The organism is Pseudovibrio sp. W74 (assembly GCF_001623085.1).
GTDB lineage: Bacteria > Pseudomonadota > Alphaproteobacteria > Rhizobiales > Stappiaceae > Pseudovibrio.
On the sequence record NZ_LMCJ01000060.1, the window covers coordinates 83,620 to 97,647 of the forward strand.

11 protein-coding genes are annotated in these 14,028 nt (G+C 50.9%); all 11 read left to right on the forward strand.

Features of this window, described 5'->3' with window-relative positions:
- The first annotated feature begins 1 nt into the window (after nucleotide 1).
- The gene (locus tag PsW74_RS25545; RefSeq protein WP_063290291.1) at nucleotides 2-1,582 is read left to right on the forward strand and encodes a TRAP transporter large permease subunit; all 1,581 of its coding nucleotides are present in this window, start codon (nucleotides 2-4) and stop codon (nucleotides 1,580-1,582) included.
- A 450-nt stretch (nucleotides 1,583-2,032) separates the two neighbouring features.
- Nucleotides 2,033-4,015, forward strand: a complete 1,983-nt coding sequence (locus PsW74_RS25550) for an AMP-binding protein (RefSeq protein WP_082830710.1) — start codon at nucleotides 2,033-2,035, stop codon at nucleotides 4,013-4,015.
- Nucleotides 4,016-4,020: 5 nt separating this feature from the next.
- Nucleotides 4,021-4,830 (forward strand): ABC transporter ATP-binding protein, encoded by an 810-nt coding sequence (locus PsW74_RS25555; RefSeq protein ID WP_057461916.1) that lies wholly within the window; start codon nucleotides 4,021-4,023, stop codon nucleotides 4,828-4,830.
- 11 nt (nucleotides 4,831-4,841) lie between these two features.
- Nucleotides 4,842-5,825, forward strand: a complete 984-nt coding sequence (locus PsW74_RS25560) for a branched-chain amino acid ABC transporter permease (RefSeq protein ID WP_057461839.1) — start codon at nucleotides 4,842-4,844, stop codon at nucleotides 5,823-5,825.
- 12 nt (nucleotides 5,826-5,837) lie between these two features.
- Nucleotides 5,838-6,914, forward strand: coding sequence for a branched-chain amino acid ABC transporter permease (locus PsW74_RS25565; protein WP_063290290.1), 1,077 nt, complete (start codon nucleotides 5,838-5,840; stop codon nucleotides 6,912-6,914).
- Between the two features lie 72 nt (nucleotides 6,915-6,986).
- Nucleotides 6,987-8,300 carry an ABC transporter substrate-binding protein gene (locus tag PsW74_RS25570; RefSeq protein ID WP_063290289.1) on the forward strand — a complete coding sequence of 438 codons (1,314 nt, stop codon included), beginning with the start codon at nucleotides 6,987-6,989 and terminating at the stop codon, nucleotides 8,298-8,300.
- Between the two features lie 87 nt (nucleotides 8,301-8,387).
- On the forward strand, nucleotides 8,388-9,251 hold the full coding sequence (locus tag PsW74_RS25575) for an ABC transporter ATP-binding protein (RefSeq protein WP_057461836.1): 864 nt from the start codon (nucleotides 8,388-8,390) through the stop codon (nucleotides 9,249-9,251).
- Between the two features lie 123 nt (nucleotides 9,252-9,374).
- The gene (locus PsW74_RS25580) at nucleotides 9,375-10,400 is read left to right on the forward strand and encodes a ribonuclease T2 (protein WP_208988163.1); all 1,026 of its coding nucleotides are present in this window, start codon (nucleotides 9,375-9,377) and stop codon (nucleotides 10,398-10,400) included.
- 75 nt (nucleotides 10,401-10,475) lie between these two features.
- The gene (locus tag PsW74_RS25585; protein WP_063290287.1) at nucleotides 10,476-11,720 is read left to right on the forward strand and encodes an AMP-binding protein; all 1,245 of its coding nucleotides are present in this window, start codon (nucleotides 10,476-10,478) and stop codon (nucleotides 11,718-11,720) included.
- A 173-nt stretch (nucleotides 11,721-11,893) separates the two neighbouring features.
- A complete protein-coding gene (hemH, locus tag PsW74_RS25590) occupies nucleotides 11,894-12,940 on the forward strand; it encodes a ferrochelatase (protein WP_063290286.1) in 1,047 nt (348 codons plus the stop codon).
- Nucleotides 12,941-13,088: 148 nt separating this feature from the next.
- Nucleotides 13,089-14,028: SPFH domain-containing protein (locus PsW74_RS25595; protein ID WP_082830711.1), on the forward strand; the 940-nt coding region annotated here is incomplete at its 3' end.

Genomic DNA, 14,028 nt, shown 5'->3' on the forward strand with positions numbered 1-14,028 from the left:
GATGGATGGACTTCTTCATACTCTTGATATTTTGATGTTTGCGGTTGCCTGTATTTGTTTGTTGGCGGGCTTCCCTGTTGCATTTACTCTTGCTGGTGTCGCACTGATTTTCGCTCTGATCGCGTCGTTCTTTGGCGGCAGCGTGACGCTAGGCGCAATTCCGAGCCGAATTTTCGGCACCATGTCCAACGAAACCCTGATTGCGGTTCCGCTTTTCATCTTTATGGGTGTGATGCTGGAGCGTTCCAAGGTTGCGGAAGAGCTGCTGGAAACCATGGGCCGGTTGTTTGGGCGTATGCCGGGCGGTCTGGGGCTTTCTGTAACGATTGTGGGCGCTCTGCTTGCTGCCTCAACCGGTATTGTTGGCGCCACTGTGGTCACCATGGGGCTCTTGTCTCTGCCGACCATGCTGCGTAACGGTTACAGCCCGCGTCTTGCCTGCGGTTCGATTGCGGCCTCGGGTACGCTGGGGCAGATTATTCCGCCTTCCATCGTGCTTGTGTTTCTTGCTGACCAGCTTTCCAACGGATACCAGATCGCTCAGCGTGAGATGGGTAACTTTGCACCAGATCCATTCTCTGTAGGGGATTTGTTTGCAGGGGCGCTTATTCCAGGTCTTGCACTGGTTGGCCTTTACATTGTGTATCAGCTGTTTGTTGCGTTCACACAGCCGCACAAAGCGCCTCCAATGCGTGATGACGGGTCTGCGGGGCCAACCCTCAGTCAGGTTCTTCATGCTCTTGTGCCGCCAATTGCGCTTATTATCGCGGTGCTTGGTTCAATTCTCGTAGGTATTGCGACACCAACTGAAGCTGCTGCTGTGGGTGCAGTTGGTGCGTTGTTGCTTGCTGGATACCGCATGGAAGAAGACAAGCCTTGGCCGGTGTATCTGGCTGTGCTGTCTCTTGTTGTGATGTTGGTTCTGACATCCTTCATGGATCTGCGTGTTGCACGTAACGAGATCCCAACCGGTGATATGATTGGTATCTGGGTTGCTGGTTTTGCCTGCGCAGTGCTTGCTTATGGGTTGCTCGTTTCGCTTTACCGCGTGATGGCGAAGAAAGTGCTTATGCCAGTGATGCAGTCGACCACGCAGATCACCTGTATGGTGTTTGTGATCCTGATCGGTGCAACGTTCTTCTCTCTGATCTTCCGTGATCTGGGTGGTGAGGAACTGGTGAAGGAAGCGCTGACCGGTCTGCCGGGTGGTGCGCTGGGTGCGATCATTGCGGTTATGGCTGTAATGTTCGTGCTGGGCTTCTTCCTGGACTTCCTGGAAATCGTGTTCGTGGTTGTTCCGCTTGTTGCACCAATTCTGCTGCAGCTTGAGATGCCTAATGGTGAACCGATGAGCCCTGCATGGCTGGGTGTGATGATGGCTGTAAACTTGCAGACATCGTTCCTGACGCCTCCGTTCGGCTTTGCGTTGTTCTACCTGCGGGGTGTGGCACCACCGTCAGTGAAAACCTCAGACATTTACTTCGGTATCATCCCGTTTGTTCTCATTCAGGTTCTGATGCTGATCATCCTGTGGTACCTGCCGGAAATGGCAACATGGTTGCCAAAAGTGATCTACGGCTAAAAGTATTAATCGCTTAGTATATGTAAGGGGCGCGAGTATTCGCGCCCCTTTTTTGTTGCAGTGCCCATAGCCCAAAGTAGTGATTCTTTTTTGACTTAGTCCAATGATCTACAAAAAGGAATTGAAACCTATTCAAAAGTATTGGGCATTGATTTACCTGTAGTATTTCGCTTATGCGTGACAAATATAATGCATGTATACCTTAGTATAGAGTTTTTTGAATGTAACTCGTTGAAATATCACAGTTTTGCATTGCACAAGTGCTCAAGGTTGCAATGCGCAATGAATAAAACCCATTAAAAAAGCTTTCGTATCTTGCTAAGAATAAGTCCAGGGAGGAACTCGCAGGTGGAGGACTTGCGAGGCGGGGCTATTAGTCTTTCGTATTTCCTCAGAGTAAACAGGCAGACCAAAGGCACAAGATGACCTTTGGTGAGAGGTGATTCAAAGATGCAGGTGCCTCCGTCAGCGGGTATGGACACATTTCCGCAGTTGCTTATTCGGAATGCGCGGGAATGGGGGGATCGTCCCGCGTATCGCGAAAAGGACCTCGGGATCTGGCAGAGCTGGACCTGGCGTGAGGTCCTTGGAGAAGTGCACAAGCTTTCTCTTGGGCTCAAGAGCCTTGGGTGCAAAGAGGGCGACAAGGTTGCGGTGATTGGTGCAAACCGTCCGCATCTTTATTGGGTTTTTGCCGCCGTGCAGGCGCTGGGTGGTATTCCGATCCCAGTCTATTCTGACTCAGTGGCAGAAGAGATCGGCTACGTGCTTGGCCACGCAGAAGTGCGCTTTGCGGTTGTTGAAGATCAGGAGCAGGTTGATAAGCTGCTTGAGATGTCCGAGAAGCTACCGCTGCTCGAGCACATCATTTACGAAGACCCTAAAGGCCTTCGTGATTACGACCACACAAGCCTTCATCGTTACCTGAGCGTTCAGGAAGCCGGGCAGACCCTGCTCGACAATGATGAGAAGCTCGCGGATGACTGGTTTGATGCCGTTAATGCTGGCAAGAGTGAAGACGTTGCTGTGATCCTTTACACCTCCGGTACGACTGGTCGTCCGAAAGGGGTGATGCTGACCTTCAATAACCTGGTTGTTGCTGTTCAGAATGCGAACAAGTTTGATAACCTGGATGAGAATGCAGACACAGTCGCGTACCTGCCGATGGCATGGGTTGGTGACCATGTGTTCTCCTACGCACAGTGTCTTACAGCCGGGTACTGCGTGAACTGTCCTGAAGGTCCGGAAACAGTTTCGATTGACCGCAAGGAAATTGCCCCAACTTACATGTTTGCACCGCCGCGGGTGTTTGAGGGTATGCTGACGCACATCACAGTTCGCATGGAAGATGCGGGCCAGATGAAGAAGAAGCTGTTTGACTACTTCCTTAATTATGCGAACCAGGTTGGTGAGCGCATTTTGAACGGAGAGAAAGTCTCTCTGTTTGAGCGCATGAAGTACGCTGTCGGTGAGTTCTGCGTGTATGGGCCGCTGAAGAACGAGATGGGTTTTTCCCGTGTTCGTGTGGCTTACACTGCGGGTGAAGCTATTGGCCCTGAGATCTTCAAGTTCTACCGTTCAATCGGCCTGAACCTGAAGCAGCTTTACGGGCAGACGGAATCTTCCGTGTTCATTACCTCTCAGCCTGATGGCCAGATTTATGCTGATACGGTTGGCGTTCCTATGCCGGACGTTGAGGTTAAAATCGCGGAGAGTGGTGAGGTTATGTATCGCTCGCCGGGTGCGTTCCTTGGATACTACAAGAACGATGAGGCAACGAAGGATACCAAGACTGAGGATGGCTGGGTTCACACTGGTGATGCTGGCATGTTCCTTGAGAATGGGCACCTGAAGATCATCGACCGTGCGAAGGACGTAGGCAAGCTGACTGATGGCTCCATGTTTGCGCCGAAGTACATTGAGAACAAGCTGAAGTTCTTCCCGAACATCAAAGAAGCTGTGACCTTCGGAAACGAGCGCGACTACGTTTGTGCCTTTGTGAATATTGACCTTGTTGCGGTTGGTAACTGGGCTGAGCGGAACAACATTGCATATGCTTCCTATCAGGAACTGGCCGCACATCCTGACGTTTATAAGACAATCCAAAGCCATGTGGATCAGGTGAACAAGGATCTTTTTGAAGAACCAATGATGGCTGGTGCCCAGATCAAACGTTTCCTTGTTTTGCATAAAGAGCTGGATCCGGATGATGGCGAGCTGACACGTACTCAGAAAGTCCGTCGTAACTTCGTTGCCGACCGATATGCGCCTCTGATTGAAGCATTTTATGCGGGTGAGACCTCCAAGCATGTGGTGACCGAGGTGACCTTTGAAGATGGCCGTCAAGGCACGATTGAAGCCACTGTCGAGATCCGGGACATGGACACCCATAGCACTAAAGCAATGTCCGCGATTGGGGAGGCGGCAGAATGACTGTAATGGATCCAACGCTCGAAGAGGTCAAGAAAAGGGCCGAGGAGCGCGAGGTTCTGCTGGATCTTGAGAACGTTTCTCTCTCCTTTGGCGGCGTTAAGGCAATCACGAATATCTCCTTCAACATCAAGAAGGGTGAAATTCGAGCGATCATTGGTCCCAATGGTGCTGGCAAGACGTCCATGCTCAACGTGATCAATGGTTTCTATCAGCCTCAGGAAGGTGTGATCACCTTCAATGGCGAAAAGCGCAGGTCCATGAAACCGCATCTTGCGGTTAGTCAGGGTATCGCTCGAACTTTCCAGAACGTTGCGTTGTTTAAGGGTATGTCCACGCTGGATAACATCATGGCTGGACGTGCAACGCGGATGAAGCAGAACTTATTCTGGCAGATGCTCTATTGGGGGCCTGCTCAGAGGGAAGAGATTGAGCACCGTAAGAAGGTCGAGGAAATCATCGACTTTCTCGAAATCCAGCATATTCGCCGCACACCAGTGGGAACGCTTCCTTACGGCTTGCAGAAGCGTGTTGAGCTTGCTCGTGCGTTGGCGATGGAGCCAGAACTGCTGCTGCTCGATGAGCCGATGGCAGGGATGAACTTGGAAGAGAAAGAGGACATGAGCCGCTTCATTCTGGATGTGAATGATCAGCTCGGCACTACGATTGCTCTGATTGAGCATGACATGGGTGTTGTGATGGACCTTTCCGACCGTGTCGTTGTTTTGGACTATGGCCGCAAGATCGCTGATGGCGTGCCAGAAGAAGTGCAGAGCAACCCAGAAGTTATTGATGCCTATCTGGGCGTGTCACACTAGGGAGCACCCCCATGGAAACACTTTATAACGTACTAATTGATCCATTTGTTCAGATGTACGGAATGCCGGACTTCTTTCTACAGGTGTTGTGGGAAGGTCTCGTCTCTGGGGTTCTTTATGCGCTGATTGCACTTGGTTTCGTTCTCATCTTTAAATCCTCGCGCATCTTTAACTTTGCGCAAGGCATTATGGTTGTGTTTGCTGCGCTGTCTTTGGTTGGCCTGCATACCTTCCTGGTTCCTTTTGTTGGCAACGAGTTTGTTGCTGCTGCAATCGCGATGCCGCTTACTCTTGGCATCATGTATGCGTTGGCAATGAGCGTTGAGCGTGTTGTGCTTCGTCCGCTTGTCGGGCAGCCAGACATCATTCTGTTCATGGCAACCATCGGTATCACCATGTTCCTCATCGGTTTTGGTGAGTTCGTGTTCGGTGGTGAGAACAAGGTAATGATCACCGAAGCGCTTGGTATTCCAACCGGTGCTATTGAATTTGAACCGTTCGGCGGCTTCCTGCTTCTGGAAGAGAAAGACGTGTTCGCGGTTGTTATGGCGATCGTGTTGGTAATCAGCCTGCTGGTGTTCCTGAACAAATCCGCGATGGGCCGTGCGATCCGTGCGCTGGGTGATGACCATACAGCAGCGTTGTCTGTTGGTATCTCCCTCAGTACCATCTGGGTTCTGGTCTGGTTTATTGCAGGCGTAATTGCTCTTGCCACTGGTGTCGTCTGGGGTGCTCGTGCAGGTGTGTCGTTTGCTCTGGAAGTGATTGCGTACAAGGCCTTGCCAGTGCTGATGCTTGGTGGTCTGGAATCAGTCTCCGGCGCGATTATCGGCGGCATTGCCATCGGCCTTCTTGAAAAAGTCTTCGAAATCTACTGGGGTCAGCCTCTGTTTGGTGGCAACACCGAAACCTGGTTCGCCTTCATCTTTGCTTTGATTGTTCTGCTGTTCCGTCCGCAAGGGCTGTTCGGTGAGAAAATCATCGAGCGCGTGTAAGGGAGGCCTGACGTGTTTTACAGAACTTCTGGTCAGTTCAAAACGACCTATGAAAGTGATCAGGCGCTCTTCCCAATCAAACAGGATATGGTCCTGCTGGTTGTGATCCTTGCCGCTATGTATGTGATCTTTCCGATGTTCGCATCGGAGTTCACCTACAAGGCTCTGCTTGTGCCTGTGCTGATTTATTCTCTGGCCTCGCTTGGCCTGAACATTCTGACCGGTTATGCCGGGCAGCTTTCGCTGGGTACTGCGGGTTTTATGGGCGTTGGCGCTTATGCTTGCTACAAGATCACTACGATCTTCCCGGAAATGAACATCATTGTTGCGTTGTTCCTTTCCGGGTTCTTCTCAGCTGCGGTTGGGGTTGCGTTTGGTTTGCCGTCGCTGCGCATTAAAGGTTTCTACCTTGCGATTGCGACGCTTGCTTCGCAGTTCTTTCTGGTGTGGCTCTTTGAGAAGTGGGCGTGGCTTTACAACTACAATGCATCCGGCGCGATTGAAGTGCGCACCATGGACATCTTCGGTCTTGTTGTGACAGGTCCGAATGCATCGCCTATGGTTCAGTACTACTTTGTTCTTGGCATCGTATCCGTTGTGACCTTTGCGATGATCAACCTGACACGTGGCCGATATGGCCGTACGTGGAAGGCTGTTCGCGACATGGATATTGCTGCGGAACTGGTGGGCATCAACCTGATGCGTGCAAAGCTATCTGCCTTTGCTGTCAGCTCCTATATCGTGGGTATTGCCGGCGCGCTGATGGTGTTCTTCTGGAAAGGTGCTGCAGAGCCAAACCTCTTTGACATTCCAATGAGTTTCCAGATCGTCTTTATCGCGATCATTGGTGGCCTTGGCAGTGTGATGGGGAACTTCCTCGGAGCGATCCTGATTGTGGCTCTGCCGGTTGTGTTGAACCTTCTGCCAGAAATGCTTGGCCTGAGTATCGGTTCTGCCACCATGGAACACGTCAACGTTATGGTGGTTGGTTCTCTCATTATCATGTTCTTGATTGTCGAGCCTCACGGTCTTGCGCGGTTCTGGGCGCTTATTCGTGAAAAGCTCATCATTTGGCCATTCCCTCACTAACAAAGAACTGCGGGAGCAGCTGGGGAATAGAGGAAATGGTCCGCGGCGGGAGCCGCAAACGCGGAGGAAAATATGAAACACTTTACGAATTTAGGTAAGGCTGTTGCAGCAGGTGCCCTTGCAGTTGCCATGAGCACAGCTGCAATGGCAGCAGACGGTCTTAACTTTCCAAACCTGACATACCGTACTGGCCCATTTGCGGGTACTGGTACGCCAATCATGAACGGCCAGCGAGACTACATGCTCATGCTGAACGAGCGTGATGGTGGTATTGGCGGCGTGCCAATCGATTACATCGAGTGTGAAACCGGTTACAACACCAACAAAGGCGTTGAGTGCTACGAGAAGACTAAGGGAGAAGCTCTCGTAACGCAGCCATGGTCAACCGGTATCACTCTGCAGGTTATGCCTCGCACCAACGTGGACCGTATTCCTATTCTGGCACCTGGCTACGGTTTCTCGCCAATGTCAGACGGTGATACGTTTGCGTGGGCGTTTAACCCACCAGTGTCCTACTGGGATGGCGCATACATGATCCTCGACTACATTGCTGGTGGTGACATGTCTTCGCTGAAGGGTAAGAAGATCGTTCTTCTGCATCTTGACCACCCGTTCGGTAAAGAGCCAATTCCGCTTCTGGAAAAGCTCGCTGAAATGCATGACTTCAAGCTGGTTCCGATCCCTGTTGGTCTGAAAGAAATGCAGAACCAGTCTGCACAGTGGTTGCAGATCCGTCGTGAGCGACCAGACAACGTCGTTATGTGGGGTTGGGGTGCTATGAACGCCGGTGCGATCACCGAAGCGGTTAAGACACGCTACCCAATGGAAAACTTCATCGGCATCTGGTGGTCTGGCTCTGATGCTGACTTGCAGAACGTTGGCGCTAAAGCGAAGGGCTACAAGTCTGTCAGCTTCAACGCTCCAGGCAACTTCCCAGTGCTTGAAGACATCCGTAAGCATGTTGTTTCCAAAGGCAACTCAGAAATCAAATCTGAAGCTGACATGGACACCATCTTCTATCAGCGCGGTATCATCATCTCTATGATCCTTGCTGAAGCAGCAAAAACTGCTCAGGACAACTTTGGTGAAAAGAACATCAATGCTGAACAGCTGCGCTGGGGCCTTGAAAATCTGGACATCACTGCAGCTCGCCTTGAAGAGCTGGGTATGAAGGGCATGACACCTCCGCTGAAGATGGCTTGTGACAACCATACTGGTCACTCTGGTGCATGGATGCTTGAGTGGAACGGCGAAGAGTTTGTACAGGCAAGTGACCTACTGACTCCAAACCGTGAACTGATCAAGCCGCTTGAGTTGGAAAAAGCTGCTGACTACGCGAAAAACAATGCTCCTTGGCCAGGTCGTGGCGACCTCGCTTGTAACTAAGCCTTGTTGTTTTGGTCGGGCGCGGTGGTGCCCGGCCAATTTATCGAATTCAAACAATCGGAATGTTCGCAGGTTAAGGCTGATCTCATGAACGCAATTGCAGAACAGACATCAAAATCCAAGGCACCAGCCGCTAACCTGCAGGTTGCCGAAGACATTTTGTCTATCAACAACATCGAAGTCATTTACGACCACGTGGTTCTGGTTCTCAAAGGTGTTTCTTTGACCGTGCCTAAGGGTGGTATTGTTGCTCTGCTGGGTGCGAACGGTGCCGGTAAGACAACGACCCTGAAAGCAATCTCCAACCTGCTGCAAGCAGAGCGTGGAGAAGTGACGAAGGGCAATATCATTTTTCAAGGAAAGCAAGTTCAGGCGCTTTCTCCGAATGAGCTGGTTCAGCGCGGATGCATTCAGGTCATGGAAGGCCGTCGTTGTTTTGGTCACCTTTCCATTGAAGATAATCTGATGACTGGTGCCTATACCCGCAAAGATGGCAATGCTGAGATCAAGCGCGATCTGGAAATGGTGTATGACTATTTCCCGCGTTTGCGTGAACGTCGGGGTTCTCAAGCGGGTTATACTTCTGGTGGTGAGCAGCAGATGTGCGCAGTGGGTCGTGCCTTGATGAGCCGCCCGGACATGATTTTGCTGGATGAGCCAAGCATGGGCCTTGCTCCACAGTTGCAGGAAGAAATCTTTGAGATCGTGAAGAAGCTGAACAAGAATGAAGGTGTGTCCTTCCTTCTTGCTGAGCAGAATACCAACGTTGCGCTTAAATACGCGACCTATGGGTACATCATGGAAGCTGGCCGTATCGTGCTGGATGGTGATGCTGATTCTTTGCGCGAAAACGAAGACGTGAAAGAGTTCTATCTAGGTGTTGGCGGAGAAGGGCGAAAATCCTTCCGTGATGGCAAACACTACAAACGCCGCAAGCGGTGGTTGGCGTAATCTACATTAATTGAGAACTTGCCCCTAAAAACATGGGGGTGAACTGTCACAGGAAGTCAATGTATCTGGTTTTGAATAATCTGCATGCTGCTTATTGCTGCAAAAGGTATTTTGGAGGACCACATGCATTTTCTTTCTAAAGTGATTGTCGGGGCTGCGCTTTTGAGCGTGGCCTCTGTTTTGCCTGCTGCTTCTCAAGTGAAATTAGACGGTTTCTTTCTTGCTGAGGAAGCCTGTCCAGCATTTCAATCTATTCGTAAGCAGACAAATCCTGGAAACGTTCATGTGGAACGGATGCGTGCCTATGAACTGCTTGGGAAGAACAAGTCGCAAGCATCTCATTACTTCATTCGCATGAATGGCGTAAATCCAGCTGAGCGTTGGGTGGATGTTTCTTGCGGTCTGCATCTGGTTGAAGCTGATGGTAGCGGGCAGAATACTGGCAATGGTTCCGGAGGTTCTGCTGGATCAAATGTGGTTCGCCCTGCTGTCAAAGGGCCTTCGGCAGACGCTGAGTTCCTGCTTGCTGCGAGCTGGCAACCTGCTTTTTGTCAAACACATCAAGAGATACCGGAGTGTTCTTCTCAGGTGGAAGGACGGTTTGATGCGAGCCACTTTGCATTGCATGGTTTGTGGCCTCAACCGCGTGGCAACTTCTGGTGTGGTGTAACGCGGGAAGAAAAGCGTCTGGCAGAAGAGCGTTCTACACGGGGGCAGTTGCCTCCAGTTGAGTTGGATGATGCAACTCGTGAAGAGCTGGATAAGGTGATGCCGGGCGCCCAGTCGCATCTGGACCGTTATGAATGGGTAAAACACGGTACTTGTTACAGCGATAGTGCAGAAGAGTATTACGCGGAATCTCTTGATCTTATGGAGCAATTGAACGGTTCAGCTGTCCGCGATCTGTTTGCCGCCAACATCGGTGAGGTGCTCACGACAGCGCAGGTTCGTGCGGCGTTTGATGAAACCTTTGGCGCTGGTGCCGGGAACCGCGTTCAGGTGCGTTGCAAAGGTGGTTTAATTACCGAGCTCTTTATCAATCTGAAGGGCAGGGTTGAGCCAGATACCCCGATGAGTGAGTTACTGTTGGCCGCGAAGCCGGTGCAATCTGATTGTCAGGGCCGCGTTGATCCTGTCGGATTTAACTAGAGTACCTGTCCAATAAATTTGCGGGAGGCTTTCGTCTCCTGCTGGGAAGATGTTTGAGGCCATGGGAGGGCTTCTATGGGAAACCAATATTTTGATGAGTTGGAGATCCGGTCCCCAGAGGAACGAGAAGCTGATTTGATGGCTCGGTTGCCTGGGCAGATTGCCATGGCAAAGAACGAGGCGTCTGGTTGGGCAAAGCATCTGGCAGATGTTGACCCAGCTGAAGTCACGAGCCGTGAAGCTTTGGCTAAGCTCCCTGTTCTCCGTAAGTCGGACCTTCTTGCGGCTCAAGCTGAAGAGCCCCCACTTGGTGGGTTTGCTGCTGGTGACTTTTCTACATACAAACGCATCTTTATGTCTCCGGGACCAATCTGGGAGCCGCAGGGATCTGAAGCTGATCCATGGAAATCAGCGCGTGCGTTCCATGCGACTGGAATTCGTCCGGGCGATATCGTTCACAATGCGCTGTCCTATCACATGACACCGGGTGGGTTCATTCTGGATCAGGGTGCACGTGCATATGGCTGTGTGGTGTTTCCTGCTGGTATCGGTAATACGGACATGCAGGTTTCTGCGATCTCAAGCCTGCGCCCGACGGCTTATGCCGGTACTCCGGACTATCTGAAGGTTATTCTGGATCGTGCTGCCGAGTTGGGGGCTGATGTAAGCTCCATTAAGCATGGTCTTGTTTCCGGTGGGGCGCTTTATCCGAGCTTGCGTGAGGAATACGCAAGTCGCGGTGTGAAGGTTCTGCAGGCCTATGCAACGGCTGATCTAGGCATCGTGGCTTATGAAAGTGAAGCCATGGAAGGTCTGATTGCCAATGAAGATTTCATTATTGAAATCGTTCGTCCTGGAACGGGAGAGCCTGTTGCTCCGGGTGAAGTGGGAGAGTTGGTCGTGACGACATTTTCGCCAACCTATCCGCTTATTCGTTTTGCAACGGGTGACTTGTCTGCAGTGTTGCCGGGTATCTCGCCGTGCGGTCGTACGAACATGCGCCTGAAAGGGTGGATGGGACGTGCAGACCAACGTACCAAAGTGAAGGGCATGTTTGTTGACCCGGCACAGATTGAGCGCCTGCGTAAAAACGCTGGTGATGAGGCTGGGCGTGCACGTCTCTCAGTCGTGCGCCAGGGGGAGCAGGACCATATGATCCTGAAGGTCGAGACTGAAGCTGCAAGTGATGATTTCATTGCGGCTTTGAAGAAATCTCTGAAAGAGCACACTGGCCTCAATGGTGATGTGGAGCTGGTTGCCCCCAATACCTTGCCAAACGATGGTAAAGTGATTTCTGACGAACGTGAAGTGACTGCATAGCAGCTCTTGATTTGATCGATTTTGAGAATGCCAGTTTGCGTTTGTGGGCTGGCATTTTTCTATTTTGGGTAGTTTCACGGTAATAATCAGAAAATCACAGGGTTTGACCTTGGCGCGGGCATTGGGAAACTCTATTTAGCAATTGGATTGGATCTGATGCGCATAGGGGTCTCATGAACCAGAGCACAAGCGGTAACGCAACAAAGCAAGAAAACCACCCTTCGGTCTCCTTTGGGAAAGTGGGTGTGCTTCTTGTAAATCTTGGGACACCAGACGGGACAGATTACTGGTCCATGCGTCGTTATCTGGCAGAGTTTCTCTCAGATCGCCGCGTCATTGAGTGGTCGCGTTTTCTCTGGTTGCCCATTTTGCATGGAATTGTCTTGAGCAAGCGCCCGCAAAAGTCCGGTGAGGCCTACAAAGAGATCTGGAACAACGAGCTGGATGAAAGTCCGCTGCGCACCATTACACGTAGCCAATCTGACAAGCTTTCTGAGATGCTTTCGGGGCTGGGTGACAATGTTGTTGTCGATTGGGCTATGCGTTATGGCAATCCATCCATTGCGAGCCGTCTTGATGCGCTGAAGGAAAAGGGTTGCGACCGTATTCTCGTCTTTCCGCTTTACCCGCAATACTCAGCTTCGACGACGGCGACAGTAAACGATGAGGTCTTTCGTACACTTTTGAAGATGCGCTGGCAGCCGACCATTCGTATTGTGCCGCCTTATCATGATGACGATACTTACATCGACTCGCTTGCTGCTTCGATCAAGAACAAGCTCAGTGAGCTGGATGAAGAACCAGAGATGGTTCTTGCGTCTTTCCACGGCATTCCGCAGAGCTACTTTGATAAGGGTGATCCATACCACTGCCACTGCCAGAAAACGACTCGCTTGTTGCGTGAGAAGCTTGGGTGGGATGAGACGAAGCTGCAGATCACTTTCCAATCTCGCTTTGGTCCAGAAGAGTGGTTACAGCCTTACACGGACAAGACAGTTGAGAAGCTGGCGAAAGATGGTGTGAAACGGATAGCTGTTTTGAATCCGGGCTTTGTAGCTGACTGCCTTGAAACTCTGGAAGAAATCGCTGGTGAAGCCGCCGAGATTTTTGAAGAACATGGCGGCGAGCAGTTTACGCATATTCCATGTCTCAATGATGCTCCTGAAGGTATGGCTGTGCTGGAGAATGTGGTTCGCCGTGAGCTTCAGGGTTGGATCTAGAAGTTAAGTTTTAATTTACTATGTAAAGAAGAGCACTCGTTTCTTTTAGGAAGCGGTGCTCTTTGGCATTTATTCGTGCAGTTTTCTCTGGTTTTAATGGGACAAAGCTACGATAGTTAAGGCAAATTCCTCCAAAGGATTAATAGATATGGATATTTTGACAGGTAGTTCGATTACTGTCCTCATTTTAGTGGCTGTGATCATTTTTGTTGTATTTGCTGGCGCGAAGATGGTTCCTCAAGGCTACAACTACACAGTTGAACGCTTTGGAAAATACCGGAAGACGCTGCATCCGGGTTTGAACATCATCATCCCGTTCATTGACCAGATTGGTCATAAATTGAATATGATGGAGCAAGTGCTTGATGTTCCAGCGCAGGAAGTGATCACCAAAGACAATGCAACGATTACTGCTGATGGTGTGACTTTCTATCAGGTGTTGAGCGCCTCTCAGGCGGCTTATGAAGTTTTGGGCTTGCAGAATGCGATTCTGAATCTGACCATGACCAACATTCGTAGTGTCATGGGGTCCATGGATCTGGACGAGCTGCTCTCCAATCGTGATGAAATCAATGCTCGTTTGTTGCGTGTCGTTGATGCGGCCTGTGAGCCATGGGGTGTGAAGATCACTCGTATTGAGATCAAGGACATCAACCCTCCGAATGATCTGGTTAATGCGATGGGTCGTCAGATGAAAGCTGAGCGTGAGAAGCGTGCTTCGATCCTGGAAGCTGAGGGTGCCCGGCAGGCCGAGATTGCTAAGGCAGAGGGTGTGAAGCAGTCACTCATTCTGGAAGCGGAAGGCCGCCAGCAAGCTGCTATGCGCGATGCTGAAGCGCGTGAGCGTCTGGCACAAGCTGAAGCTAAGGCTACCATGATGGTTTCTGAGGCGATTGCCAAAGGTGACATGGGTGCGATCAACTACTTTGTTGCTAACAAATATGTTGAAGCGTTCGGTGAACTTGCGAAGTCTCCAAACCAGAAAACTCTCATTCTGCCTATGGAAGCAACTGGGATGATTGGAAGCCTTGCCGGTATTGCTGAAATAAGCAAAGAAGTACTGAGGGACAACGAACACCGTCGTTCCA